The sequence below is a fragment of the Streptomyces sp. NPDC057486 genome (genome assembly GCF_042802415.1).
GTDB lineage: Bacteria > Actinomycetota > Actinomycetes > Streptomycetales > Streptomycetaceae > Streptomyces > Streptomyces yanii.
Genome location: NZ_JBHVEE010000052.1, coordinates 37,419 through 62,135, shown reverse-complemented (window position 1 = coordinate 62,135; position 24,717 = coordinate 37,419). Strand labels below are relative to the sequence as shown.

The 24,717-nt window shown below is 70.5% G+C and carries 25 protein-coding genes; 16 read left to right on the top strand and 9 right to left on the bottom strand.

The features are described from left to right. The 4 genes from ACFU6I_RS24025 to ACFU6I_RS24010 form a co-directional block, all read right to left on the bottom strand. Positions 1-807, bottom strand: an 807-nt coding sequence (locus tag ACFU6I_RS24025; RefSeq protein ID WP_384370310.1) for an MFS transporter, incomplete at its 3' end; no start/stop codon positions are given. A gap of 30 nt (positions 808-837) precedes the next feature. Continuing rightward, on the bottom strand, positions 838-1,518 hold the full coding sequence (locus tag ACFU6I_RS24020) for an N-acetylmannosamine-6-phosphate 2-epimerase (RefSeq protein ID WP_384370308.1): 681 nt from the start codon (positions 1,516-1,518) through the stop codon (positions 838-840). Beyond that, positions 1,515-2,480, bottom strand: coding sequence for an ROK family protein (locus ACFU6I_RS24015; protein WP_384370305.1), 966 nt, complete (start codon positions 2,478-2,480; stop codon positions 1,515-1,517). The genes ACFU6I_RS24020 and ACFU6I_RS24015 overlap by 4 nt, the downstream gene beginning before the upstream one ends. Further along, on the bottom strand, positions 2,477-3,436 hold the full coding sequence (locus ACFU6I_RS24010; protein ID WP_384370302.1) for a dihydrodipicolinate synthase family protein: 960 nt from the start codon (positions 3,434-3,436) through the stop codon (positions 2,477-2,479). The genes ACFU6I_RS24015 and ACFU6I_RS24010 overlap by 4 nt, the downstream gene beginning before the upstream one ends. Before the next feature lie 152 nt (positions 3,437-3,588). Here ACFU6I_RS24010 and ACFU6I_RS24005 point away from each other — a divergent pair, with 152 nt between their 5' ends. After that, a complete protein-coding gene (locus ACFU6I_RS24005) occupies positions 3,589-4,272 on the top strand; it encodes a FadR/GntR family transcriptional regulator (RefSeq protein WP_384370299.1) in 684 nt (227 codons plus the stop codon). A gap of 114 nt (positions 4,273-4,386) precedes the next feature. Here the strand turns inward: ACFU6I_RS24005 and ACFU6I_RS24000 are convergent, their stop codons facing one another. Further along, entirely contained in the window at positions 4,387-4,977 is a 591-nt protein-coding gene (locus ACFU6I_RS24000; RefSeq protein WP_384370296.1) for a TetR/AcrR family transcriptional regulator, read from the bottom strand. Positions 4,978-5,183: 206 nt separating this feature from the next. On the opposite strand from ACFU6I_RS24000, the gene ACFU6I_RS23995 reads away from it, so the two are divergent. After that, positions 5,184-6,305, top strand: a complete 1,122-nt coding sequence (locus tag ACFU6I_RS23995; protein ID WP_384370293.1) for an ABC transporter permease — start codon at positions 5,184-5,186, stop codon at positions 6,303-6,305. After that, on the top strand, positions 6,302-6,994 hold the full coding sequence (locus ACFU6I_RS23990) for an ABC transporter ATP-binding protein (protein WP_384370290.1): 693 nt from the start codon (positions 6,302-6,304) through the stop codon (positions 6,992-6,994). Before ACFU6I_RS23995 ends, ACFU6I_RS23990 begins: the two co-directional genes overlap by 4 nt. A 59-nt stretch (positions 6,995-7,053) precedes the next feature. Here the strand turns inward: ACFU6I_RS23990 and ACFU6I_RS23985 are convergent, their stop codons facing one another. Together ACFU6I_RS23985 and ACFU6I_RS23980 are read right to left on the bottom strand one after the other, a co-directional pair. After that, positions 7,054-8,502, bottom strand: coding sequence for an exo-alpha-sialidase (locus ACFU6I_RS23985; protein ID WP_384370287.1), 1,449 nt, complete (start codon positions 8,500-8,502; stop codon positions 7,054-7,056). A 299-nt stretch (positions 8,503-8,801) separates the two neighbouring features. Then, positions 8,802-9,536: a FadR/GntR family transcriptional regulator gene (locus ACFU6I_RS23980; protein ID WP_384370284.1), complete on the bottom strand. Its 735-nt coding sequence runs from the start codon at positions 9,534-9,536 to the stop codon at positions 8,802-8,804. A gap of 172 nt (positions 9,537-9,708) precedes the next feature. On the opposite strand from ACFU6I_RS23980, the gene ACFU6I_RS23975 reads away from it, so the two are divergent. The 5 genes from ACFU6I_RS23975 to ACFU6I_RS23955 all read left to right on the top strand — a co-directional run bounded on the left by ACFU6I_RS23975 (position 9,709) and on the right by ACFU6I_RS23955 (position 16,363). Then, on the top strand, positions 9,709-11,304 hold the full coding sequence (locus ACFU6I_RS23975; RefSeq protein ID WP_384370281.1) for an ABC transporter substrate-binding protein: 1,596 nt from the start codon (positions 9,709-9,711) through the stop codon (positions 11,302-11,304). A 197-nt stretch (positions 11,305-11,501) separates the two neighbouring features. Continuing rightward, positions 11,502-12,452 carry an ABC transporter permease gene (locus tag ACFU6I_RS23970; RefSeq protein ID WP_384370278.1) on the top strand — a complete coding sequence of 317 codons (951 nt, stop codon included), beginning with the start codon at positions 11,502-11,504 and terminating at the stop codon, positions 12,450-12,452. A 1-nt stretch (position 12,453) separates the two neighbouring features. Then, positions 12,454-14,427, top strand: a complete 1,974-nt coding sequence (locus ACFU6I_RS23965) for a dipeptide/oligopeptide/nickel ABC transporter permease/ATP-binding protein (protein ID WP_384370275.1) — start codon at positions 12,454-12,456, stop codon at positions 14,425-14,427. Further along, positions 14,424-15,431, top strand: coding sequence for an oligopeptide/dipeptide ABC transporter ATP-binding protein (locus ACFU6I_RS23960; protein ID WP_384370272.1), 1,008 nt, complete (start codon positions 14,424-14,426; stop codon positions 15,429-15,431). Before ACFU6I_RS23965 ends, ACFU6I_RS23960 begins: the two co-directional genes overlap by 4 nt. Beyond that, positions 15,428-16,363 (top strand): dihydrodipicolinate synthase family protein, encoded by a 936-nt coding sequence (locus ACFU6I_RS23955; protein ID WP_384370269.1) that lies wholly within the window; start codon positions 15,428-15,430, stop codon positions 16,361-16,363. The genes ACFU6I_RS23960 and ACFU6I_RS23955 overlap by 4 nt, the downstream gene beginning before the upstream one ends. Positions 16,364-16,442: 79 nt before the next feature. Here ACFU6I_RS23955 and ACFU6I_RS23950 read toward each other — a convergent pair whose 3' ends face one another. Continuing rightward, positions 16,443-17,243: a chaplin gene (locus tag ACFU6I_RS23950; protein ID WP_384370267.1), complete on the bottom strand. Its 801-nt coding sequence runs from the start codon at positions 17,241-17,243 to the stop codon at positions 16,443-16,445. Positions 17,244-17,700: 457 nt separating this feature from the next. On the opposite strand from ACFU6I_RS23950, the gene ACFU6I_RS23945 reads away from it, so the two are divergent. The 6 genes from ACFU6I_RS23945 to ACFU6I_RS23920 all read left to right on the top strand — a co-directional run bounded on the left by ACFU6I_RS23945 (position 17,701) and on the right by ACFU6I_RS23920 (position 20,979). After that, positions 17,701-18,111, top strand: a complete 411-nt coding sequence (locus ACFU6I_RS23945; protein WP_345513973.1) for a rodlin — start codon at positions 17,701-17,703, stop codon at positions 18,109-18,111. Positions 18,112-18,408: 297 nt separating this feature from the next. Further along, positions 18,409-18,642 carry a chaplin gene (locus tag ACFU6I_RS23940; RefSeq protein ID WP_384370264.1) on the top strand — a complete coding sequence of 78 codons (234 nt, stop codon included), beginning with the start codon at positions 18,409-18,411 and terminating at the stop codon, positions 18,640-18,642. Positions 18,643-19,080: 438 nt separating this feature from the next. Beyond that, positions 19,081-19,371: a hypothetical protein gene (locus ACFU6I_RS23935; RefSeq protein WP_384370261.1), complete on the top strand. Its 291-nt coding sequence runs from the start codon at positions 19,081-19,083 to the stop codon at positions 19,369-19,371. A gap of 192 nt (positions 19,372-19,563) precedes the next feature. Then, on the top strand, positions 19,564-19,974 hold the full coding sequence (locus tag ACFU6I_RS23930) for a rodlin (protein ID WP_384037599.1): 411 nt from the start codon (positions 19,564-19,566) through the stop codon (positions 19,972-19,974). A gap of 274 nt (positions 19,975-20,248) precedes the next feature. After that, positions 20,249-20,449: a hypothetical protein gene (locus ACFU6I_RS23925; protein ID WP_384370258.1), complete on the top strand. Its 201-nt coding sequence runs from the start codon at positions 20,249-20,251 to the stop codon at positions 20,447-20,449. A gap of 119 nt (positions 20,450-20,568) precedes the next feature. Continuing rightward, positions 20,569-20,979 (top strand): rodlin, encoded by a 411-nt coding sequence (locus ACFU6I_RS23920; RefSeq protein ID WP_384370255.1) that lies wholly within the window; start codon positions 20,569-20,571, stop codon positions 20,977-20,979. A 132-nt stretch (positions 20,980-21,111) separates the two neighbouring features. Here the strand turns inward: ACFU6I_RS23920 and ACFU6I_RS23915 are convergent, their stop codons facing one another. Beyond that, on the bottom strand, positions 21,112-21,612 hold the full coding sequence (locus ACFU6I_RS23915) for a DUF5949 family protein (protein ID WP_384370252.1): 501 nt from the start codon (positions 21,610-21,612) through the stop codon (positions 21,112-21,114). Positions 21,613-22,000: 388 nt separating this feature from the next. On the opposite strand from ACFU6I_RS23915, the gene rsgA reads away from it, so the two are divergent. Both rsgA and ACFU6I_RS23905 read left to right on the top strand, forming a co-directional pair. After that, positions 22,001-23,173 (top strand): ribosome small subunit-dependent GTPase A, encoded by a 1,173-nt coding sequence (gene rsgA, locus ACFU6I_RS23910; RefSeq protein ID WP_384370249.1) that lies wholly within the window; start codon positions 22,001-22,003, stop codon positions 23,171-23,173. Between the two features lie 72 nt (positions 23,174-23,245). Next, a complete protein-coding gene (locus ACFU6I_RS23905) occupies positions 23,246-24,628 on the top strand; it encodes a DNA-3-methyladenine glycosylase 2 family protein (protein ID WP_384370316.1) in 1,383 nt (460 codons plus the stop codon). Positions 24,629-24,717: the final 89 nt, after the last annotated feature.

Genomic DNA, 24,717 nt, shown 5'->3' with positions numbered 1-24,717 from the left:
GGCGACCACCGACAGCACCGGCACCATCCCCGTACCGGCCGGGGTGAAGATCATGAAGAGAGAGACGGTGGCGAGGACGGCGAGCATCGTGTTGACGGTGGCCCGGGCGCGGGTGACGAACAGCGGCCGGAAGGGATTGGGTTTGGCGCCCTTGTCCGCGACGGACTCCGTCCACTCCTCGGCCTCCGGGAGCGCCCGGCGCATCCACAGCGCGATCGCGATCGGGATCAGGCCCAGGTAGAACATCCAGCGCCAGCCGAGCGACGGCACGACCCAGTTGTAGACCTGTGCGGCGAGCACCGAGCCGACCGAGAAGCCGGAGATCAGGAAGCCGCTGGCCCGGCTGCGCAGCTTCGCCGGCCAGCTCTCCATGACGTACGTGGAACTGGCGCTGTACTCACCGGCCATGCCCATGCCGATGGCGAGCCGGGCGGCGAACAGGCTGTGATAGTTCCAGGCGAACCCGCAGGCGAAGGTGCCGAGCGAGTACAGCAGGATCGACAGGATCATGGAGAGCTTGCGCCCGAACCGGTCTCCGACGGCGCCGAGCACAGCACCGCCCAGCCAGCGGGTGATGAACGCACCGGAGATCAGACTGGCCGCCTGCACCGTGCTCAGACCGAAGTCGTCACTGATCTCGGTGAGGACGAGAGTGATCAGCACGAAGTCGAAGCCGTCGAGGACGTAACCGATCCAGGCGGCGAAGAACGACTTCCACTGGGTGGGGCTCACCTCGCGGTACCAGGGGAGCGCGGGGGGTGTGGTGGTCTGCACGGTGTCTCCAGGATGCGGCACGGCGCTCGCCATCGAGCGACCGGCCGCGTGGTGGGGGCTGGTTCAGGGCCGGGCTATGCCCGCCACGAAGCGCGTGGTGAGGGCGGTGGGAGCGGTGATGGCGGTGCCGACGACGATGCTGTGGGCACCGCGGTCCAGGGCCTCGGCGGCGTCTTCGGGGGTGTTGATACGGCCTTCGGCGACCACCGGGACGTCGATCGCGGCGGACAGCGCCGCCACCAGGTCGAGATCGGGTCCGGTCTGCTTGGGCGTCCCGGGCACATAGCCCGACAGCGTCGTCGAGACGAAGTCCGCGCCCTGGGCGGCCGCGGCGAGGCCCTCGGCGAGCGTCGACACATCGGCCATGACCAGCGCACCGGCCTCGTGGACCGCGGTGACCAGCTCGGCGAAGGTCGACCCGTCGGGGCGCGGCCGGTCGGTGGCGTCGGCGGCGACGACGGCGGCGCCCGCCGCGGCGATCGCCAGGGCGTGCCGGACGGTCGGGGTGATGTAGACGCCGATGTCGCCGTCCTTCCAGAGCCCGATGACCGGCAGGTCGACGGCCGCGGCGATCGCGGCGACGACCTCCGGCTCATTGGCCCGGATCGCGGCGGCGCCACCGGCGGCGGCGGACTGCGCGAGCCGGACGAGGGCGCCGGTCTCCCGCATCGGGTCACCGGGAGGTGCTTGACAGGACACGATCAGTCTGCCCTGGAGGGAGGCGGCCAGTTCCTGCGCGGTCATCGGAGAACTCCTGGGTGGTGGAGGGGGAGGGTGGTGGTCAGGGCGGCGGCTCCGAGCACCGCGGCGTCGTGGCCGAACAGCGGCGCGACGGGTGCGAGTCCCCGCATCGGCGGCATCAGCTCGGCGGCGAACGCCGCGGCGAGCGCATCGCCGTACAGCGGGCCGATCCGGGGGACCCCGCCGCCGATGACGACCCGGTCGGGGCCGAGGGCATTGGCGAGCCCGCCGAGCACCTGGCCGGTGGCCGCCGCGCCGGTGGTGATGGCGTGGACGGCGTCCGCGTCGCCCCGCCCGGCCCGCTCGGCAACGGTTTCGAGCCGGTCCACCGAGGTGCCGGTGAGCCGTTCGTAGTGGGCGGTGATGCCGGGGCCCGAGGCGATGACCTCGAGGTGACCGGTGGCACCGCAGGTGCAGGGCAGCCCCGCCGCCTGGGGGCTCGGCAGATGGCCGAGATGTCCGGCGATGCCCGAGGCGCCGTGCAGCATCCGCCCGTCGACGGCGACCGCGCCGCCCACACCGGTACCGATGGCCGCGAACAGCAGTGACGCATGGGCCGAAACCTCCGCGACCAGCGCGGCGAGCTCCGGCCCGGCCGTGGCGCGCACGTCGTTGTCGCAGGCCACCGGTAGTCCGGTACGGTCCGCGAGCCCGGCACCGAGCGCGGTGCCCGCCCAGCCGCGGAGCGAGTCGGTGGCGCTGGTGACTCTGCCGGTGCGGGGATCGACGACTCCGGCGGCGGCGATGCCGAGCGTGGTGGCGAGCCGCGCCGGGTCGACCTCGGCGGCCGCCGTCGCGAGCGCGTCGAGCACGGCCGTGGCGCCGTCCCGGGCCGGGGTGGGCCGGGTGTGCCGCGCCAGGACGGTGCCGTCCGCGCCGAAGAGCGCGGCGGCGATCTTCGTACCACCGAGGTCGAGTCCGATCACCGGGGCACCGGTGGCCGAGGACGGCGAGCTCTGGCTCATCGGACCGTGGGCAGGCCTGCGGCGCGCAGCCGCTGCGCCACCAGGGCGACCGACTCGTCGCTCAGCTGGATCTGCGGGAACGCGGTGTCGCCGCACGTGATGATCCCCAGCAGGTGCAGCGCGGCCTTGAACGACCCGAGCGCCGACGAGCTGCGGCCCATGTCCGCCTCCGGGCCGACATCGACCATGGCGAACAGCGCGACGAGCCGCTCCTGCTCCCTCGCGGCGAGCGCCCAGTCGCCGGCCCGCGCGGCCTCGTACAGCCGGACGTACCCGGCCGGGTCGACATTGCCGATGCCCGGCACGACACCGTCGGCGCCGGCCAGCAGTGCCGCGTCCACGGTGAGTTCGGAACCGGTGAGGATGCTGAACTCCGGAGCCGGTCCCTCCCTGCGGCCCTCGCGCCCGCCGAGCTCCACGATCAGCCGGCGCAGCCCGCCCTCGTCGCCGCTGCTGTCCTTGAGGCCGGCCAGCGTGCCGTCCTCGGCGAGTTCGCGCACCAGCGCGGAGGAAAGCTTGCTGTGGACGGCGACCGGGATGTCGTAGGCGAACAGCGGCAGATCGACGGCCGCCCGCAGCCGGCGGAAGTGCTGGGCGATCTCCTTGCCGTGGGTGCGGGTGTAGAACGGCGCAGTCGCGACCAGTGCGTCCGCGCCGAGGCCGGCGGCGGTCCTGGCGTGTTCGGCGACGCGTGCGGTGGTGGTGTCGATGACACCCGCCAGTACCGGGACGCGGCCGTCGGTCACACGGACGACGGTCTCCAGCGTCGTGGCGCGCTGCTCGTCGGTGAGGTAGGCGACCTCACTGGTGGAACCGAGCGCGAAGAGTCCGTGCACGCCCCCGCCGATGAGGTGCTCGACCAGCTCGGCCAGAGAGGCGGTGTCGACCTCCCCGTGGGAGTCGAGCGGGGTGCAGACCGGCGGGACGACGCCGTGCAGCGGTGCGGTCAGAGACATGGGTGAAGGCTCCAGCTTGTCGGTACACCGATCGCGGCCCGTGGTGGCTGCGCAGATCGAGACATGAGACGTAAGATGTCCTATGTCTGACCTCACCTTAAACAGATGCTCCTGCGACCGGTCAAGGGGCAACAGCACCTCAGGAGGACGTTGTGGCGCGGCCCACCATGGCTCAGGACATAGAACGCCAGGTCAAGGAGCTGATCCTGGAACGCAGACTCGGCCCCGGCGACGCGCTGCCCACCGAGGCCGAGCTGATGGAGATGTTCGGGGTCGGACGTGTCTCCGTGCGCGAGGCCCTGAAGGCGCTCCAGGCCGTCAAGGTCGTGGAGATCCGCCGCGGCTACGGCATGTTCGTCGGCTCGCTCTCCCTCTCTCCGTTCGTCGAGGCGCTCGCCTTCCGCGCGGCCGTGCGGCACCGCCGGGGGGAGCCCGGGCTCGCCGAGCTGATGAAGGTGCGGGAGGCGCTGGAGGCGGGGCTGGTCGGAGCCGTCACGGCCGGTGTGCCGGAAGAGGATCTGGCCGTGCTGCACGGGCTCGTGGCGAAGATGGAGGCCGAGGCGCGCACCGGACGTGTCGCGCGCTCCACCGACCGTGCGTTCCACCTCGCGCTGTACTCCTCGCTCGACAACCACCTGCTGAGCGAGGTGCTGGACGCGTTCTGGGCGGCCATGGACCGGGTGCGCGAGGATCTCGACGACGGCCATCAGGATCCCGGGGTCACCTGCGCCCAGCACCGCGAGATCGTCGCGGCTGTCGCGGCGGCCGACGGGGAACGAGCGGTGCGAGCGATGCGCACACATTTCGACGGCATCCGCACGCGCCTCGAACGCTGACCGGAGTCGCGCCGCCGGGCACATCGCGCCCGGCAGGGTGCAATCGGGCGGCCCGTCGGGCGATGTGAGGCGGAGCCGGGCCGAAGGCCGCGCAACCCCGTCATCGGACACACCTCACGCCGAGGCGGTGCTCCCCATCACGGCCGCAACCGCCATCCGCGCGGCCCGCCCCGTCACCGTCATCGCGTCGTCCCCCGACTCGATCGCCGTGGTGGCGGCATTGACGATCCCCTGGAGCAGTATCGCCGTACGCCGCGGATCGTCATCCCCCAGCTCCGCCAGCGCATCCGTCAGCGGAGTGAGCAGCTCCCGGTGTGCCTGCGCCGCGCTCTCCCTGACCACTGCCGCGTCCCGGACCCCGGCCAGCGCCTGGGCGATCCGGTGCTCGCCGCTGCGTACCAGCTCCAGTTGCGACGTCACATACGCGGCGATCTTCTGCTCCGGTGTGGCGGCCGCCGACATGCCCGCCCTGATGGCGGACGTCCAGCGCGGCATCGCGTCCTCGACGACCGCGGCGAGCAGTTCGGGGCGGCCGGGGAAGTACTTGTAGACGCTGTTGCGGGCCAGGCCCGTGGCCTTGGCGACCGCCGTGAAGGTCACCGCTTCCGCGTCGCCGCCCTCCAGCAGTGCGCGTGCCGCCCGCACCAGGGCCAGCCGCTGCTGGGCGTGGTGCTCGGCGACCGTGGCGGCGCTGATCTTGGGCACCGGCCCAGTTTAGTGCCGTGACCGGCAACGTCCGCCCCGTGGGGAGTGCCGTCCGTTGCGTGCGATCGCAAGGCGGCCGAACGTCCTCGGGCGGGGTCCCGCCTGCTCGAACGAAGCCGTCGGGGGACCCACTTGGCGACGGTGTGTCGCCATCATCTATCTTGGCGACGCACCGTCCCTAACATCGATCCTCGAAGGGAACCGCCGTGTTCCTCGCACTGCTGGAGCTGCGCGCAGCCCGTGGCCGCTTTCTGCTCATGGGGTCCGTCGTGGTGCTCGTCGCCGCACTCGTCGGCATCGTCTCCGGCTTCACCACCGGCCTCGGCGACGACACCGTTTCGGCCCTGCGCCGCCTCCCGGCCTCGCACCTGGTGTTCTCCTCCGACGCCCGGTCCGACCAGTTCGCCCGTAGCCTCCTCGACGACCGGGCGGCGGCCGCCTGGCGCCGGGAAGCCGACGCCGACGCGACCCCCCTGGGCGTCTCCATCACCCGCGGCACGACGGACCGCGGCGCCGAGGTCGACCTCGCCGCCTTCGGCGTCGAACCCGGCTCCTTCCTCGCCCCGTCCGTCACCGCGGGCCGGGGCCTCGACCGCACCGCCGACGACAGCATCGTGATCTCCGCCAAGCTTGCCGACGAGGGGGTACGGGTCGGGGACACCCTCGTCGTCGACCGGCTCGGCATCCGGCTGCACGTCACCGGCCTCACCGACCGTTCCGCTTACGGGCATGTTCCCGCCGCCTACGTCCCGTTGACCACCTGGCAGCGCATCCGCTTCAGCACCCCGGGCGCCCCGGCCTCCGCCACCGCCACGATCCCCGACCAGTTCAGCGCCCTGGCCGTACGCGACTCCGGCGGCGGCTCGTTCGCCGCCCTGGACCAGCGGCTGTCCACCACGACGCTCACCAAGGAGAGGGCGTACGAGGCGGCCCCCGGCTACACCGGTGAGCGCGTCACGATGAACTCGATCCAGGTTTTCCTCTACCTGATCGCCCCGCTCGTCGTCGGCGCGTTCTTCGCGGTGTGGACCGTGCAGCGCCGGCCCGAACTGGCCCTGCTCCGCGCCCTCGGCGCCTCCCGCAGGCGGCTGCTCGCCCACACCGTGCTCCAGGCCGCGCTGGTCGTCGGTCTCGGCACCGCGGCGGGCGCCGTCCTCGCCGCAGCTGTCGGGCTGCTGGTCGGTGAGCAGGTGCCGTTCAGTCTTCCCGCCGCCACGCTCGCCGTCACCATGTGCACCGTCGCCGCCGTCGGCCTCGCGGGCACCGCCCTGACCCTGCGCCGGGTCACCACCGCCGACCCGCTGACCATGCTGGGAGCCAACCGATGAGCCTCGAACTGACCGGCGTCACCGTCGAATTCGGTCGCGCCGACGCCCGGACCACCGTCCTCGACGGCCTCGACGTCACCTTCGAGCCGGGCTGCACGACCGCGCTCGTCGGCCCGTCCGGATCAGGCAAGTCCACCCTGCTCGCCGCCGCGGGCGCCCTGCTGCGGCCCACCGCCGGCCAGGTCCTGCTGGACGGCGAGGACCTGGCGACCCGCACCGACGCACAGCGTGCGGCGATCCGCCGCGAACGGATCGGCTACATGTTCCAGAGCGGCAATCTGCTCTCCGGGCTGCCCGCTGTCGAACAGCTCCTGGCCGCCGTGTACATCAGCGGCAGACGCCCTCGCGCGTACCGTGCCCGCGCCGAGGAAGCGCTGACCGAGGTCGGCCTCGGCCACCGCCTGCGCCACCGCCCGGAAGAGCTCTCCGGCGGCGAACGCCAGCGCGTCGCCCTGGCCCGCGCACTGTTCCTCGCGCCGAAGCTGCTGCTGGTCGACGAACCGACCGCGGCCGTCGACCGCTCACAGGCGGGCGAACTGGCCGCTCTCCTGGTCGACCGCACCCGCCGGGACCGGTGCGTCACCGTCGTCGCGACCCACGATCCGGTGGTGGCGGAGGCGGCCGACCGGATCGTCGACATGGCGGAGTTGACCGGTGCGGCGCGGGAGCCGGTGTCCGGCGGCCGCTGAAGGAGCACCCGCGTACGTGCTGCCCGGGGACGGGGCCGTGCGTACGCGGGTGCCGCCACCTATCCGACGGGCGTGACCGTCACCGTCCGGCTTCCCGAAGCCTGCTTCCCGTCCGTCCGGTAGGTGGCTGTCAGCGTGGCGCTCCCTGAGGCGCCCGCCGCGACCGTGACCGGCACCTTGACGTCGGCTCCCTGGCCCGGCCTGAGCGCGGGCACCGTCACCTGCTGCGTCCCCCAGCCGCCGGGCACGGTCAGGTCGAGCGTGCCCTGGCTCCGCCGCACGTTCATCCTGTTGACGACCCGGACCGTGATCTCGGCGCCGGTGCCTGCCGTCAGGGCCGCGGGCGGGGTGAGGGTGATGTCCGCGCAGGTGCCGGCCAGCCACTTCAGATCGAACGACGCGTAGGTGATGTGCTGGTAGTCGGCGCGCTCGTACAGCAGCCCCACCCGGCCGCCCGGCAGACGCGTCAGCGTCGAGTAGGCGGCGGCGCCCGGATCGACGACCTTCCTGATCGGCCAGGTCTTCCCGTTGTCGCAGGACATCTTCACCGTGAGGTTGCGCCGCGCCGAAGTGTCCTCGGTGTTGCTGAACAGCAGCCAGGACGACTGCGGGTTCGACGCCGGGGCTCCGGGGTTGTAGCGGATGACGGACGCGTTGTTCGCCGGGTCGACCAGGTTGGTGTCCTGGGTGAACGGGGTGTAGTTGACGCCGCCGTCGGTGGAGTAGGCGATCGTGCGGTAGGGCCTGGACCGGTTGTTGAGCATGACCGTGTCGTCGGACAGTTCGACGGTCTTGTTCTCGTCGCCGCCCGGACCGACGGGGTTGCCCATGTGCCAGGTCTCGCCGTGGTCGTCGCTGTAGGCACTGACCGCGTAGTTGGCGCCGTTGTTGCGGATCGCGTATTGCTGGATCAGCCGGCCCCGGTACGTGCCGTGCCGCAGCTGGATGCCCTCGCCGGAAGCCGCGAACATGCCTGCCCAGGCAGGGTTCTTGATCTGCTTGGTGATACGGCGGTGGGTCCACGTCACACCGTCGTCGTCCGAGTAGCTGTAATCGGCCTGCAGGATGTTCGGGTCGGTCTCGTCATTGCCCGTTCCGGAGCCGAAGAAGCCCTGGTTCACCGAACCCGCGTAGAAGAGGAAGATCCGGCCGGTCGTCCGGTCGGTGAGCAGGCTCGGGTCTCCGTAGCCGTTGGGCGCCGCCTCCTTGCGGACCACCTGTTGTGCCTGCCAGGTGACGCCGCCGTCGGTGCTGCGACGCAGCACGATGCCGATATGGCTCGGCAGGTCACCGAGGGTGGGGCGGGCGTCGTAGGCGGCGAGCAGGGTGCCCCGGACCGAGGTGGTGAGGGCGGGGATGCGGTAGTGGGGCGAGCCCACTCCCGCGACGGTCAGGTCCTGGGAGGTCAGTTCGCCTGCGGCGGGGGGCGCCGCGCCGTGCGCGGTGCCGGTGGTGGTCAGCACCATCAGGGCGGCGGACAGCAGGGCGACGGAGACTCTGCGCTGCATGAACGATTCCTCTTCTCGGTGGGGGGCGGGCGGCCCATCTGGCCGTTCGCCCCGCGAACAGGGAGGGCACCGCGCAGTCCGCGGGCGAGTGACCCGTCCATGGCACGGAGGAGGCCTCGCGGGTCGGTGTGGGGGTGTGGCGTACTGCGCGCCAGGATCAGAGCCAGACAGATGACGTCTGATGTCCTGTTGGCACACGGACCCTAGGCACCACCGCGGCACCCGTCAAGGGTCCGCAGGGCCAGGTCCTGCGAGCGGCAGGGCCTGGCTCCGTTCTCCGGCGGGCGTCGGCGCCCCGGTCAGTCCACGGCTGCCACGTCGCGGGCGCGGGCCTCCGCGATCCGCCGCCTGACCGGCGCGTAGTGCTCGCCCAGCGCCTTCGTGAACCCGGCGATGTCACCGGCCCGCGCGGCGTCCACGATGTTCTGGTGGGCGGCGATCGTCGCCGTCTCGTCGGCATGCGTGAATCCGTCGAGATGCGGCGCGACGATCGCGTACACGTCCCAGAAGGCCATCGACAGCTGGCCGATCAGCTGATTGCCGAGCGGTGCCACCAGCAGTGCGTGGAACGCCCGGTCGGCTTCCACGAAGCCGTTCCCCTCCTGCGCCCCGGTCGCGCGCATGGTGGCCACCAGGCCTTCCAGCGAGTCGAGCTGTTCCGGGGTCAGCAGCGAGACGATCCGGTCGGCCATCCCGCGTTCGAAGAGCTCGCGTACGTCGACGAGGTCGGCCATCACCTGGAAATCGTCGTCGGGGGAGAGCAGTCCGCGGAAGGTCAGGCTCTCCACCAGGGCGGACAGGCTCAGCCGGCCGACGTATGTGCCGTGCCCGTGGCGGACCTCGACGATGTCCAGCGCATTGAGGATCTTGACGGCCTCACGGACGCTGGAACGGCTGGCGCCGAGCGCCTCGCACAGGGCCGGCTCGGTGGGCAGCGGGTCCCCGGGGCGGAGTCGCTCTTCGAGGATGTAGCGCTTGATGCCCTCGACGACTTCCTGCCGGAGCAGCTGCCGGCCGGGCCTCGTACCGGACATATGTGAACTCCCCACCTCTTGACCCCTCTCCATTGTCAAGCTACGTTCCCACGCTATCAAGGCATCAGACATCTGACGTCTTATGCTTCGGGCTTCGCGATCCTCGTGATCCTGCTTCCGCCCTCGTTCCTTCCCGCCCTTCCGTCCCACCCCTGACGTCCCTGGAGGACCCGTGCCCGAGCTGAGATCAGCCGGTGTCGAGCGCCGCACCTTCCTGCGTTACACCACTGCTGTCGGTGCGGCAGCAGCCATCACGGCGAGCCTTTCCGCATGCGGCGGACCGACCTCGACCACCGACGGTTCGTCGGGCAAGGGCGGCGGCAGCGGCCTCATCGAGGCCGGTCTCTCGTACCCTCTGTCCACCGGCTTCGACCCGATGATCACCTCGGGCGCGACTCCGTACGCCGCCAACATGCACATCTTCGAAGGCCTTGTGGACCTCGACCCGGCAACGCTCGTGGCCCGCCCCGCGCTCGCCACCGAGATGCCGAAGAAGATCAACGCAACGACCTACCGGGCCACGCTCCGCGAGGGCGCCACCTTCCACGACGGATCGCCGGTCACCGCCGACGACGTGGTGTTCAGCTTCGAACGCATCCTGGACCCGAAGAACGCCTCACTCATGGCGCAGTTCGTGCCGTTCATCGACAAGGTCGAGGCCGTCGACGCGAGCACGGTCGAGTTCAAGCTCAAGTACGCCTTCGCGCTCTTCCCGTCCCGTATCGCCGTGGCCCGGATCGTCCCGAGGAAGATCGTCGAACCCGACCCCAAGGCGTTCGACGCCAAGCCGGTCGGCTCCGGGCCGTACGCGTTCGTCTCGGCCACCCGCGAGGACAAGATCGTCTTCGAGGCCTACGACAAGTACAACGGCCCGCACCCGGCCAAGGCCAAGAAGATGATCTGGCGCCTGATGTCCGACCAGTCGGCGCGCGTCAGCGCCATGGAGTCCGGCCGGGTCCAGGCCATCGAGGACGTCCCGTACATCGACGTGAAGCGGCTCTCGGGCTCGACGAAGACCGAGTCGGTGCAGTCCTTCGGGCTGCTCTTCCTGATGTTCAACACCGCCGACAAGCGGTTCGCCGACAAGCGGGTGCGCCAGGCGCTGCACTACGCCCTGGACACCGAGAAGATCATCTCCACCGCGATGGTCGGCAACGCCGCGGCGGCCACGGGCTATGTCCCGGCCACCCACCCCGACTACCACAAGGCCGCCACCGTCTACACGCACGACGTGGCCAGGGCGAAGAAGCTGCTCGCCGACGCGGGCGTCAAGGACCTGTCCTTCACGGTGCTCACGACCGACACCGGCTGGGTCAAGGACATCGCTCCTCTGCTGAAGGAGAGCTGGGAGGCGGCGGGCGTCAAGGTCACGCTCGACATCGCGCAGTCGCCCGCCCAGTACGCCAAGGTCGACAAGGGCGGCTTCGACGTCCTCGTCGCCCCCGGCGACCCGTCCGTCTTCGGCAACGACGCCGATCTGCTGCTGCGCTGGTTCTACTACGGCTTCTGGCCGGAGAGCCGGTACGGCTGGGGCAAGTCCGCCGCGTACAAGCAGGTCAAGCAGCTCCTCGACAAGGCCGCCCAGGCAGTCGACGAGACGAAGCGCAAGGCGCTGTGGGGCCAGGTCACCGACCTCGTCGCCGACGAGGCCGCGCTCTACCCGATCCTGCACCGGAAGCTGCCCACCGCCTGGAACGAGAAGGCCCTGCCCGGCTTCAAGCCGCTGCCCACCACGGGCCTGTCGTTCCTGGACGTCAGCCGCGCCTGACCGCCCGACGCCCGACCGGGCCGGCGGGGGATACGCCGCGCCCGTCCTCCGCCGCCGTGCATCCGTCCGACGGGCATCCGGCGACGGAACCCCCACACCTGATCACCCGGTGCCGAACCACCGCACCCGATCACCCGGTCCGGTCCACCCCAGCCAGGTGGACCGGACCCGGCCGACCAACCACAAGGAACCCGACGATGGTTGCTTTTCTCCGGCTCGCGCTGCGCCGCGTCGCGATGATGCCGGTGATGATCCTCGGCATCGCGCTGCTCGTCTTCGTGGTGCTGCAGTTCTCGCCGGTCGACCCGGCCTTCAACGCGCTCGGGGAGAGCGCCACCCCCGAGGCCCGTGCGGCCTTCGCCGAGGCCAACGGGCTGGACGACCCGCTGCCCGTGCGGTACGTCCACTTCCTCGGACAACTGCTCCACTTCGACCTCGGGATGACCGTCCCGCCGAGCCAGCCCGTCTTCGACCGGATCACCGCCGCCTTCCCGCTCACCGTGCAGCTGACGTTCCTCGGGCTGATCCTCGCGGTCGTCCTCGCCGTCCTGTTCGGTGTGACCGGCGCGATGTACCGGGACCGCTGGCCCGACCAGCTGTTCCGGGTGCTGTCCATGGCCGGGGTCGCCATCCCGTCCTTCTGGCTCGGGGTGCTGCTCATCCAGCAGTTCGCGCTGAACACGCCGATCTTCCCGACCGGCGGATACACCAACCCCGCCGACTCCTTCAGCGGCTGGCTCACCACCATGGCGCTGCCCGCGATCTCACTCGCACTCCCGGTGTCCGCCTCGCTCGCCCGTCTCGTACGGACGTCGATGGTCGCCGAACTCGACCGTGACTACGTCCGTACCGCCCGCGGCAACGGACTTCCGCCGCTCCTGGTCATCCGCTCGGTGCTGCGCAACGCGCTCGTCACCCCGCTGACCGTGCTCGGCATCAAGGTCGGCTACCTGCTCAGCGGCGCCGTCGTCATCGAGGCGATCTTCGACCTGCCGGGCATGGGCAAGCTCATCCTCGAAGGTGTCACCGGCGGCGATGTCGCCCTGGTCCAGGGCACCGTACTGACCATCGCCATCGCGTTCCTGGTGGTCAACGTCATCGTCGACCTGCTCTATCTGCTGGTCAATCCCCGCATCAGGACGGTGTGACATGTTCGCCACGGGCCGACTGGCCAACAGACTGTCCCGACCGGGCATCGCGTTCCGCGCCCTTCCGGTCACCTCCCGCATCGCACTCGGCGTGCTGCTCGTCGTCATCCTCGGCGCCGTCCTCGCCCCGCTGGTCACCCAGGACCCGCTGACCACCGGGACCCCGGTGCAAGCACCCAGCGGCGCCCACTGGTTCGGAACCGACCGGGCCGGCCGCGACGTCTTCGCCCGGGTCGTGCACGGCTCCCGCTACTCACTGATCATCGGACTCGGTGCGACCGCCGTCGCCCTGGTCGTCGGCGCCGTCCTCGGTTCGCTCGCCGCGACCTCCCGCAGGCTCGGCGACGAGTCCGTGATGCGCACCCTCGACGTCGTGATGTCGTTCCCGCCGATCGCACTGGCCGCCGTCCTCGTGGCGGTCTTCGGCACCAGCATCCCGGTGATCATCTTCACCATCGCGTTCGTCTACACCCCGTCGCTGGCCCGCGTGGTCCGCGCCAATGTGCTGTCCCAGTACGGCGAGGACTACGTCGCCGCCGAGAAGGTCATCGGCGCCCGACGCGGCTACATCGTGCTCCGCCACGTCGCCGTCAACTGCATGGCCCCGGTCATGGTGTTCGCCACCGTCATGGTCGCCGAGGCGATCATCTTCGAGGCGAGCCTCTCCTTCATCGGCGCCGGAGTGCAGGACCCCGACCCCAGCTGGGGCAGCGTCCTCGCCTACGGCCGGCAGATTCTCCTGGCCGGCGGCTGGTGGGCCACCTTCTTCCCCGGCCTCGCGCTGCTGATCACCGTCCTCGCGCTCAACATCCTCTCCGAGGGGCTCACCGACGCCTCCGCCGCGCCGAAGAGCGCCCGCGCCGCCACCGACGCGACCACGGCCACGGCCACGGCCCCCGACCCCGTCGAGGACGCGTCCACCGTGGACATCGACGCAGCCCTCACCAAGCTCGCGAACCGCGTCGACGCCACCGAGCCGACCATCACCGCGGTACGTGAGGACGCCGCCGAACTCCTCGTCGTACGCGACCTCGCGATCCGCTTCCCCGACCGCTACGGCGCCATCCCCGTCGTCGACGGACTCGACTTCACCGTCCACGAGGGGGAGACCCTCGGCCTCGTCGGTGAGTCCGGCTGCGGCAAGTCCATCACCAGCCTCGCCGTGATGGGCCTCCTCGCCCGCAACGCCGAGGTCAGCGGTGAGATCCTGTACCGCGGACGGGACCTGCTGAAACTCTCGCCGAAGGAACGCCGCGCCCTGATGGGCCCCGAGATCGCGATGGTCTACCAGGACGCGCTCTCCTCCCTCAACCCGTCCGTACTCGTCGGCACCCAGCTGAAGCAGCTCACCTCGCGCGGCGGCACGAAAACCCCCGCCGAACTCCTCGAACTGGTCGGCCTCGCCCCCGAACGCACCCTGCGCAGCTACCCGCACGAGCTCTCCGGCGGCCAGCGCCAGCGTGTCCTGATCGCCATGGCCCTGTCCCGCAGTCCGCGTCTGCTCATCGCGGACGAGCCGACCACCGCCCTCGACGTCACCGTCCAGGCCCAGGTCGTCGAACTCCTCGTCCGGCTCCGCGACGAGCTCGGCTTCGCCATGGTCCTCGTCTCGCACGACCTCGCGCTCGTCGGCGACCTCTCGCACCGCGTCGCCGTGATGTACGCGGGCCGCCTCGCCGAGATCGGCGCCACCCGCTCCGTGCTCACCGATCCCACCCACCACTACAGCCGTGGCCTCCTGGGCTCGGTCGTCTCCCTGGAAGCGGGCGCCGGCCGGCTGCACCAGATCCGTGGCATCGTCCCCGGCCCGCAGGGCTTCGGCGAGGGCTGCCGCTTCGCCTCGCGCTGCGCCGCAGCCACCGAGCTGTGCCGCACCACCACCCCCGGTCTCACACGGCGTGGCACCACGAACGACCACGGCTTCGCCTGCCACCACCCGGCGCAGGCCGTACTGCTGGAAGGGAGCGCCCTGTGATCAGGCTCGACGGCGTCCACGTACGCCACAAGGCCCGCAGCGGCGGGTTGTTCCGCCGCGACGCGGTGCATGCCCTCACCGACGCCACCCTGGAGGTGGGGCGCGGCGAGATCGTCGGCCTGGTCGGCGAGTCCGGCTGCGGCAAGTCCACCCTCGCCCGGGTGCTGACCGGACTTCAGAAGCCCACCGAGGGCCAGGTCCACTTCCACGGCAGTGACCTGTGGGAGATGTCCGCCGACCGGCGCCGCGATGAATTCGGCTCCGCCGTCGGCGTCGTCTTCCAGGACCCGTCCACCGCCCTCAACCCGCGGCTCACGGTCCGTCAGATCCTGCGCGACCCGCTCGACGTGCACCGGCGCGGTACGCGCGAGGAGCGCGAGGCACGCGTCGAGGAGCTGCTCGACCTGGTCGGGCTGCCCGGCCACACCCTTGCCGCCCTGCCCGGACAGCTCTCCGGCGGCCAGCGTCAACGCGTCGCCATCGCCCGCGCGCTCGCACTCGAACCGGAGCTCATCGTCGCCGACGAGCCGACCTCCGCCCTCGACGTCTCGGTCCGCGCCCAGGTCCTCAACCTCCTGGTCGACCTGCGTGAACGCCTGGGCCTCGGCATGGTGTTCATCTCGCACGACATCCAGACCGTGCGCTACCTCGCCGACCGCATCGCTGTCCTCTATCTCGGCCGCATCGTCGAGGAGGGGCGTGCGGCGGATGTAGCGGGCACCCCCGCGCACCCGTACACCGAGGCACTGCTCTCCGCGACCCCCAGCCTGCTGGAGACCACCGAACGGATCGTGCTGACCGGCCCCGTGCCCTCGGCCACCAACCCGCCGTCCGGCTGCCCGTTCCGCACCCGCTGCTGGAAGGCGGACGAAGCGTGCGCCACGGTCTTTCCCGCCATGACCCCCGGCAGCGCCGAGCACCGCTGGCACTGCGTCCATCCGCAGATCCCCGCGTCCCCCACCGGGGCGCCGGCTCCCGTACCGTCGACAAGGAGCACCGCATGACCGCCCGAACCCTCCGCCGCACCGGAGTGATCCCGCCCGTCGTCACCCCGCTCACCGCGGACGGCGAGATCGACCGGCCCTCCCTGGAGCGGGTCGTCGGCCATCTGCTGGACGGCGGGGTCAGCGGACTGTTCGCCCTCGGCAGCTCGGGCGAGACGGCCTATCTGACGCCCGGGCAGCAGGACGAGGTCATCAAGGTCATCACGGCCGCGGCGGCCGGACAGGTCCCGGTCCTCGTCGGTGCGATCGAGACCACCACCAACCGCGCCATCGAACGGGCCCGCGTCGCCGCGGCGCTCGGGGCCGAGGCGGTCGTCGTCACCGCGCCGTTCTACACCCGCACCCACGACACCGAGATCGACCGGCACTTCCGTGATGTCGCCGCCGCCCTCGACCTGCCGGTCCTCGCGTACGACGTGCCGGTCTGCGTCCACAGCAAGCTCGGTCCGGAACTCCTGCTGCAGCTCGCCGCGGACGGTGTGCTGGCTGGAGTCAAGGACTCCAGCGGTGACGACGGCTCGTTCCGCCGGCTCGCCCTCGGCGCTCGCGAACTACCCGGATTCTCGGTGCTCACCGGCCATGAGCTGGTCGTCGACGCGATGATGCTCGCCGGCGCCGACGGATCCGTTCCCGGGCTGGGCAATGTCGACCCGCACGGGTACGTACGTCTTCACGAGGCCGCGGTACGGGGTGACTGGGCCACCGCCAAGGCCGAACAGGACCGCCTTGTCGACCTGTTCGACATCATTCGCGCGGTCCGCCCCGGCACGGCCTCCGCCACCGCCGCCGGCCTCGGTGCGTTCAAGACGGCGCTGATGCTGCGCGGCGTCATCACCACCAATGTGATGAGCCCGCCGATGCGCCGCCTGGACGCCGCGGAGACCGCGAGGGTCGCCGCGTGCCTGGACCGCGCCGGGCTGGCCCGCCTCTGACGGGCCGTTCCCACGGAAACAGGTCCGGTAGGACGGCCGAAGCCGTCCTACCGGACCTGTCCGCGATCCAGCTGTTACGTCACCTCTGCCCGGCGCGGGCGCGACGCATCAGCACCGTGCCGCCGAGCAGCAGGACGGCACTCGCTCCGGCCGCCAGGCCGAGGTCGGCGGCCCCGGTGTGAGCCAGCTGCGAGTCGGGGTAGTTCGGGGTGCGCGGCACTGTCGTATCGGTGACGGGCACCGTGGTGGTCGGGGGAACGGTCGTGGTGGGCGGCACGGTGGTGGGGGGCACCGTGACGGGGGGAACGGTGACGGGGGGCACCGTGACGGGGGGCACCGTGATGGGGGGAACGGTGACGGGGGGAACGGTGACAGGGGGCACCGTGACGGGGGGAACGGTGACGGGCGGCACCGTGACGGGCGGCTCCGTGGTGGGGGGAACGGTCGTGGTGGGCGGCACGGTCGTTGACGGCCGGTCCCCGTTGCCGCACCTGTTTCCGGACGTGGGGTTCAGCGCACCGACGACATCGACGGAGTTGCCGCAGGCATTGACCGGGATATCGACAGGAGCCTGGATCAAGTTCCCCGACAGCACCCCGGGGGAGTCGCTGGCCGAACCCTCGGCGCTCGCACCCCGGGTCCCGTCGGCCCCCCGACCGCTGTCGGCGTTCTCGCACTCATTACCGACGGCCGGGTTCAGCAGCCCGACCACATTGACCGTGTTGCCGCAGAGGTTGACGGGAACGTGCACCGGCACCTGCACGGCATTGCCGGAGCCGACGCCGGGAGAATTGGCGGACGCCCCGTCGGCCGAGGCATCCGCGAACGCGTAGCCGCCCGCCGCGGTCAGGATTCCTGACGCCGCCGCCATGACGATCATGCTTTTACTCAAGGCTTTACGCATTGGTTGCCCTTTCTTAGGACATCGGGCGCGGGCGGAATGCCCGCATTTCTCTCACTAGGCGGTGGCAGTAACCGCCCGGGGCTGCCGCCCCGACGGTTCTCCATGTCCGTGGTCGACAAGCAGTGGTCGCGTCGCGGCGGAATCGGTGAGTCTGTGCCTGACACGCTCCGAAAGTGCGCTTGTCGACAGTCGTAACGATGGGGAATTGGTGAAGGAAACTCGAAAGTCCACGGAAATTACGTGACCACCCGGACGGATGACGCACGCATGTTCGTCAGCCCGTTGTTCACGCGGAATTACGGGTTTCCTGACGGGCCTTCGTACGAGTGTCCGTGACGCCCGGGCATTCGGGTGAATGAAGAGAACCAAACGTCCTGCGCCGAGTTGGGCAGGGCGCTCCGACATGGGGCGTCAAGTACGAGAAGGGTTAATCGTGATCAAGAAGGTTCTGGCTACGGGTGCCGTTGCCGCCTCCATTGTCGGTATCTCGGCAACGCTCGCTCCGCAGGCGATGGCCATCGGCAACGACACCGGCACCACGTCGGTCAACGGCAACGGCACCTCGCAGTCCTTCGGCAACTCCGAGACCCGTGGTGACTGGAGCCCGCAGTTCGGTCTGGTCCAGGGCAGCCTGAACAAGCCCTGCGTCGGCCTCCCGGCCAAGGTCAACGCCGGTTCGCTCCTCGGTGTCGTCCCGGTCGCGGTCCAGGACGTCAACGTCCTGTCCTCGCCGCAGAACCAGCAGTGCACGGAGAACTCCACCCAGGCCAAGGGCGACGAGCCCCTGTCGCACATCCTGGACAACATCCCGGTGCTCTCCGGCAACGGCGCTTCGAACAGCTGATCCAGCCGCACCGAACTGGCCCGGGCCGCCGGCGTTCCTCCCCTGCGCGGTCCGGGCCCGCTGCTGCCCGCCACTCCCTCGGCGCATCGGAGATGCCGGATGATTCCGGCGGTGGCGCCGGGCGATCGGTTTATTGCGTCATTCGGGCGGATTTCCGCGAATTCTCTCCTTGAAGAGTTTCGTGCACGGTCTTGCATCGTTACGAATTACAGTGGCGGAGTTACGAGCGATCAGGACTGCGCTCGTGCGGCACGAAAGTCGTGACCGCTCCGGACTCCGTCAAAGAAAGGGATGAAAGTGAAGTACACCAAGGTTGCCGCTATCGCCGCCGGAACGCTGATGGCGATCGGTGCCGCTACGCCCGCCTTCGCCGACTCCGGTGCCGGTGGTTCCGCTCTGAACTCCCCGGGCCTCCTTTCCGGTAACGTCATCCAGGTTCCGATTCACGTTCCGGTCAACGCCTGCGGCAACACCCTGAGCGTGATCGGTCTGCTCAACCCGGCCATCGGCAACGCTTGCGCCAACGCCTGACCGTTTTCGGCGGAGCCCCGTGCTCATTGCCGGTTCGCCCCGGATCGCATCTCCTGCGATCCGGGGCGTTCCTCTTTTCTGCGTTCTCCGTTCCGGAGGTACGCGGCGCTGCCCGGGTGCGGCGGAACGACCGGAGGCATTCCACCGGCCCGGGGCGCGGAGCGCCGGCGGCTGGAGGCGGACACCCGGACAGCTGCGCAGAACGGAGCACCTGACAGTGCACCACTGATTCCGGCCCCGAAACCCCGAAAACACTCGTTCCAGTGATTAGTCATGCAATCGATCGAGTGGTCCGACAGAAAAAGGAGACCGCACAGTTGCCCGGCCGGAATCGGATCGTTACCCAGGGCGAAAGCGGCAGAGGTCACAGGTAAAGAAGGCTTGTGCGGCGCGGGGACGCGACCGAAACGGATGCCGCCGCAGAAGGGAACCCGAAAAGTGAAGTACGCGAAGACAGCTGCGTTCGTTGCCGGTTCCGTGGTTGCTCTCGGAACGGCTGCTCCCGCCTTCGCCGTTACCACCGCCACGGCCCCCGTTTTCAGCCTCGACGGCGGCGTCAACCAGGTGCTGGAGGCGGCGCCGCAGGGTGTCGAACCGATCGTCGACACCGTCAGCGGCGCCACCGACTCGGTGCAGAAGAAGGGCACCGTCACCGAGGTCGCCGGTCAGGCGGCCGGTGCGGCCCGGGGCGCTGCGCCGCTCCTCGGAGGCGTGCCCCTCGGCGGCTGATCCGTCGCAAGGCGGCAGTTTCCCCCGCCCATGGGCAGCATTCTCATTTCTCCGCTGTCGATGCCGCGTATTTCCGTGAATGTGCATGGCAGTAGCACCGTTCGGGTGAATTGCCACAACTCATCCCGCCGCCGCGAGTTGATCAGATCGCTCCGGACAGGCGGGCGGCAGAGATTCCAGAAGGGCTATTTTGTGATCAAGAAGATTATGGCTTCGGCAGCCGTTGCTGCTTCGGTCGTCGGCGTCTCCGCCGCCATCGCCCCGCAGGCGATGGCCATCGGCAACGACATCGGCACCACGTCCTACAACGGCAACGGCACCGCGCAGTCGTTCGGCAATTCCGCCACCGCCGGTGACTGGAGCCCGCAGTTCGCGCTCCTCCAGGGCTCGCTCAACAAGCCCTGCGTCGCCCTGCCGGCCAAGGCCAACGTCGGTTCGCTCGTCGGCGGCGTCCCGGTCGCGGTCCAGGACGTCAACGTCCTGTCCTCGCCGCAGAACCAGCAGTGCACGGAGAACTCCACGCAGGCCAAGGGCGACGAGGCTCTGTCGCACATCCTGGACGACATCCCGGTCCTCTCCGGCAACGGCACCACCAACGGCTGAGCCGTACCGCTCCGCACACTCCTTGCCGGGCCCTCGACGATTCCCCGGACGTTTCGCAGGGGGCGCCGAGTCCGCCTCTCCGCAGCGCGTGACAGAGAACCGCAACACCCGTGGGGCCAGTCCGTCCACGCGGCAGCCGATTCCCGGCGGCCCGGACGCACTGGCCCTCCGGCTGTCGCCGGGCGGCCGCCCGAACCCCTCGTTGGAGGGGTGTACTGGGCCGGTTGCCGCAGTTGCGGCGGCCGTCACCCATCGAACCGGGTACAGGCGTCCCATGGACCAGTACGACAGCCAACGCCCGTGGGGCCGGCACCGGCACGCGGAGGACGACACCCCGATCTACGACCGCCTGCTCGCCGAATGGCAGGCGGCCCGGCGGGACCGGGACCGGGCATTGCGTCCCGAGCCCGATCCGCCCGTCCCGGACGGACTCGTGCCCGCTGCTCGCACCTCCTGCGAGGACCTCGGCGAATGACCTCGAAGCGTCGAACTCATTCCGGACGGAACCCATTTGAGTGGTACTGCGGAACCGACGCTTCCGTAACCGGTTGATCAGTTCGTTCCACAGCGGGACGCTCTGAAAGGTGAAGCTTGATGAAGAAGATGATGGCCGGCGCAGCAGTGGCCGTGTCCCTGGTCGGTCTGTCGGCCGCCGCGGCCCCCGCGGCGATGGCGATCGGCAACGACCAGGGCACCACGTCGGTCAACGGCAACAATGGTCAGCAGGCGTTCGGCAACAGCGTCACCCAGGGCGATCACAGTCCGCAGGCACAGCTCGTCCAGGGCTCGCTGAACAAGGCGTGCGTCGGCCTGCCGGCCAAGGCCAACGCCGGTTCGCTCGTCGGCGTACTGGTGCCCGTCGCGGTCCAGGACGTCAACGTCCTGAACTCGCCGCAGAATCAGCAGTGCGCCGAGAACTCCACGCAGGCCAAGGGTGACGAGGCGCTGTCGCACATCGCGGACGACATCCCGGTGCTGTCGGGCAACGGCTCCCTCAACAGCTGACGCCTTGTGATGTGCGGGCGGCCGGGCCGAGCTCCGGACCGACCGCAACCCCGTGTCCGTACGGGACCGCACGCGCCGGTGCCCACCACTCCACGGGGGGTGGTGGGCATCGGGCGTATCCGGGTGTACAGGTCAGCCCAGGGAACGCACCGGCAGGACGCAGTGGGCGGAGGTCATGATGACGTCCTCGTCGGCGGCGAAGGAACGCAGCAGCTCCTCGCTCACGTGGTGGCCGGGCACCGCTTCGGGCCACGGGCGGGTGGCGAACATCGCGTACGCCTCGCCCTGCTCGTGGGCCGCGGCCAGCCACTGCGGTGGTACGGGGTACTGCGCGGTGAAGTGAGGAAGCGTCAGCACCGCCTGGCCGGCCTGGACAAGGAGCTTGACCGGGAGGCCCGGTGTCTCGGCGGCGCGTACGAGACCGGCGCCGACCGGCAGTCCGCTGCGCTCCAGGGCCACACGCAGGGCGGCCTCGCCGACGGCCGGGCCGTCCGACCCGTCGCCCAGCGAGTAGACGAGCAGGAAGGCGACATCGTGTCCGCCCTCGGGGTGTTCGCCGCTCCACCCGATCAGGGAGAGAGTGCCCAACTGGGCTGGTGTGAACGTGCCGATGGCGGTCCGGGGTGAGGTCATGCTCGGCACCCTAACGGCCACTGACCGGTCGTTGTGCATGCGTATCACCTGATCGAGGGAGATCTACGGATATCTCCGATGTGAGTGCCGGACCGGGCCGGCCGCGCGCCCTCCGTGCGCATCCCCCCGGACGGCTGGATCAAAATGTGTTGACGCCGTCGGGCGGTCCCGGGCTATCGTGTGCAGCGTTCCGGACGGCGGGCATGAACCGCCGGTTTCGGCCCGTGCATGGACCAGGAGGTGAGGACATTGATGACTGTCGCCGCGGTGGGCGCTGCCCACATCCCGAAGAGCATCGTTCTCACTCCCGTGGTCGCCGGCTGACCTTTTCCGCAACTTCTGCGCGCCCGTGTGCGCGTCGCCGGGGCCACCCTTTGAAGGGTTTCCCTTGTCTTTCTCCTCGCTTTCCCCGCTTTCCTCCCTCGTAGGCTCCTCCGCGTCGCATTCGCTGGCACCGTACGGCTGGGACGACGACTGGGCCGCCGAGTTCGCTCCCCACGCCGAACAGGGCCTGCTGCCCGGACGGGTGGTGCGGGTGGACCGCGGTCAGTGCGATGTCGTCACCCCCGACGGCACCGTGCGCGCCGACACCGCGTTCGTGGTGCCGCGCGACCCGATGCGGATCGTCTGCACGGGTGACTGGGTCGCCGTCGACCCCGAAGGTGATCCACAGTTCGTACGGACACTGCTGCCGCGTCGTACCGCCTTCGTGCGCTCGACGTCGTCGCAGCGGTCCGAGGGGCAGGTCCTCGCCACCAACGTCGACCACATCGTCATCTGCGTCTCGCTCGCCGTGGAGCTCGACCTGGGGCGGGTGGAACGCTTTCTGGCGCTCGCCATGTCCAGCTCCAGCGGTGATGCACTGCTGCGGGACGGGGCGTCCGCTCAGGACGGCGCCGCTCAGCCGCTGGTGGTGCTGACCAAGGCGGACCTGGTACCGGACGCCGCCACGCTGGCGTACCTCGTCCAGGACATCGAGACCGTCGCCCCCGGTGTGCAGGTGCTGCCCGTCAGCTCCGCCACCGGGGAGGGGCTCGACGTGCTCGGCGCCATCGTCTCCGGCGGTACGAGTGTGCTGCTCGGGGTGTCCGGCGCGGGTAAGTCCACGCTTGCCAACGCCCTGCTCGGCGACGACGTGATGGCTGTGCAGGCAGCCCGTGACGTCGACGGCAAGGGCCGGCACACCACCACGACCCGCAACCTGCTGGTCCTGCCTTCCGGAGGCGTCCTGATCGACACCCCTGGGCTGCGCGGGGTCGGCCTCTGGGACGCGGAGGCCGGTGTCGGGCAGGTGTTCTCGGACGTGGAGGAACTGGCCCAGGAGTGCCGCTTCCACGACTGCAACCATGGGTCCGAGCCCGGCTGCGCCGTACTCGCCGCCATCGAGGACGGCGCGCTGCCCGAGCGGCGCCTGGACAGCTACCGCAAGCTGCTCCGCGAGAACCAGCGCATCGTCGCCAAGACCGATGCCCGGGTGCGGTCCGAGATCCGCCGCGACTGGAAGCGCAAGGGGGCCGAGGGCCGGGCGGCCATGGACGCCAAGCGGGGCCGGCTGCGGTAGCGCACGGGGGGCTGGTCCACGTCCGAAAACCGCGAGTGCACCATTGGGGGGTGGCGCACACTGGACGGTGTGATGCACGAACAGACCAGGTACGAGGCGGTGAGCAGCCGCGACGCGCGTTTCGACGGGGAGTTCTTCTTCGCCGTCGAGACCACCGGCATCTACTGCCGGCCGAGCTGCCCCGCCGTCACCCCCAAGCGGAAGAACGTCCGCTTCTACCCGACCGCGGCCGCCGCCCAGGGCCACGGCTTCCGGGCCTGCAGGCGATGCCGCCCGGACGCCGTCCCGGGGTCGGCGGAATGGGACGTACGCGCCGACGTCGTCGGCCGCGCCATGCGGATGATCGGCGACGGCGTGGTCGACCGTGAGGGCGTTCCCGGTCTCGCCCACCGGCTCGGCTACAGCTCGCGCCAGGTGCAGCGGCAGCTCAACGCCGAGCTGGGCGCCGGACCCGTCGCCCTGGCCCGTGCCCAGCGCGCACACACCGCACGGGTGCTCCTCCAGACGACTGGGCTGCCCGTCACCGAGATCGCGTTCGCCTCGGGCTTCGCCAGCGTGCGCCAGTTCAACGACACGATCCGGCAGATCTACGCCCGTACGCCGAGCGCACTGCGGGCCGAGGCCGGGACCGGGCTGGGCGCGGCGGTACGGGAGGCGCGCACGACCGGGGTTCCGCTCCGGCTCGCCCACCGCGGGCCGTACGCCGCACGTGAGGTCTTCGATCTGCTGGCCGGTGAGACGGTCGCCCGGATCGAGGAGATCAGCGGTGAGCCCGGCGCCCGTACCTACCGGCGCACCCTGCGGCTGCCGTACGGGACGGGCATCGTCGCCGTCGACGAGCGATCCGCGGGGGCGTGGCTGGACGCCCGGATCCACCTGACCGATCTGCGTGACCTGACGACGGCGGTGCAGCGGCTGCGGCGCCTCTTCGACCTGGATGCGGATCCGTACGCCGTCGACGAGCGGCTCGGCGCCGACCCGCTGCTCGCACCGAGCGTCGCCGCCCGCCCGGGGGTGCGGTCGCCGGGGGCGGCGGACCCGGAGGAGTTCGCTGTACGGACGCTGGTCGGCCGGGACGCGGCGGAGCGGCTCGTGGAGATGTACGGGAAGGTTCTGGACGTGCCCTGCGGAGGGCTCACGCATGTGTTCCCCGAGCCGGGAGCGCTGGCGGGAGAGGCGGAGGCTCCGGCGCTGCGGGCGCTGGCGGCCGCGCTGGCGGACGGGGACGTACGGCTCGACGCCGGGGCGGACCGCGAGGAGGCCGAGTGTGCGCTGCTGCGGCTGCCGGGGATCGGCCCGGAGGACGCGGCGCTGATCAGGATGCGGGCACTCGGTGACCCCGACGTGGATCCGGACGGGCGCCCCGAGGCGGAGCGGTGGCGGCCCTGGCGTTCGTACGCCGTGCGCCACCTGGAGCTCCGGGAACTGTCTTCGGATCATGCCGGATCGGCCTGATCCGAACAGGACAGCCCTCAGGCCCCTTCTCGCGACCGCGCCGGCCTGCCCATGCTGGCGGTGGTGCTACCGGCAGTGGCCCGCACCCA

Coding starts and splice junctions, on each gene's coding strand:
- ACFU6I_RS23905 (WP_384370316.1), top strand. CDS start 23,246: ATGCACGAACAGACCAGGTACGAGGCGGTGAGCAGCCGCGACGCGCGT.
- ACFU6I_RS23950 (WP_384370267.1), bottom strand. CDS start 17,243: ATGATCGTCATGGCGGCGGCGTCAGGAATCCTGACCGCGGCGGGCGGC.
- ACFU6I_RS23970 (WP_384370278.1), top strand. CDS start 11,502: ATGGTTGCTTTTCTCCGGCTCGCGCTGCGCCGCGTCGCGATGATGCCG.
- ACFU6I_RS24010 (WP_384370302.1), bottom strand. CDS start 3,436: ATGTCTCTGACCGCACCGCTGCACGGCGTCGTCCCGCCGGTCTGCACC.
- ACFU6I_RS24015 (WP_384370305.1), bottom strand. CDS start 2,480: ATGAGCCAGAGCTCGCCGTCCTCGGCCACCGGTGCCCCGGTGATCGGA.
- ACFU6I_RS23915 (WP_384370252.1), bottom strand. CDS start 21,612: ATGACCTCACCCCGGACCGCCATCGGCACGTTCACACCAGCCCAGTTG.
- ACFU6I_RS23925 (WP_384370258.1), top strand. CDS start 20,249: ATGGACCAGTACGACAGCCAACGCCCGTGGGGCCGGCACCGGCACGCG.
- ACFU6I_RS23965 (WP_384370275.1), top strand. CDS start 12,454: ATGTTCGCCACGGGCCGACTGGCCAACAGACTGTCCCGACCGGGCATC.
- ACFU6I_RS23990 (WP_384370290.1), top strand. CDS start 6,302: ATGAGCCTCGAACTGACCGGCGTCACCGTCGAATTCGGTCGCGCCGAC.
- ACFU6I_RS24020 (WP_384370308.1), bottom strand. CDS start 1,518: ATGACCGCGCAGGAACTGGCCGCCTCCCTCCAGGGCAGACTGATCGTG.
- ACFU6I_RS23920 (WP_384370255.1), top strand. CDS start 20,569: ATGAAGAAGATGATGGCCGGCGCAGCAGTGGCCGTGTCCCTGGTCGGT.
- ACFU6I_RS23955 (WP_384370269.1), top strand. CDS start 15,428: ATGACCGCCCGAACCCTCCGCCGCACCGGAGTGATCCCGCCCGTCGTC.
- ACFU6I_RS23980 (WP_384370284.1), bottom strand. CDS start 9,536: ATGTCCGGTACGAGGCCCGGCCGGCAGCTGCTCCGGCAGGAAGTCGTC.
- ACFU6I_RS23985 (WP_384370287.1), bottom strand. CDS start 8,502: ATGCAGCGCAGAGTCTCCGTCGCCCTGCTGTCCGCCGCCCTGATGGTG.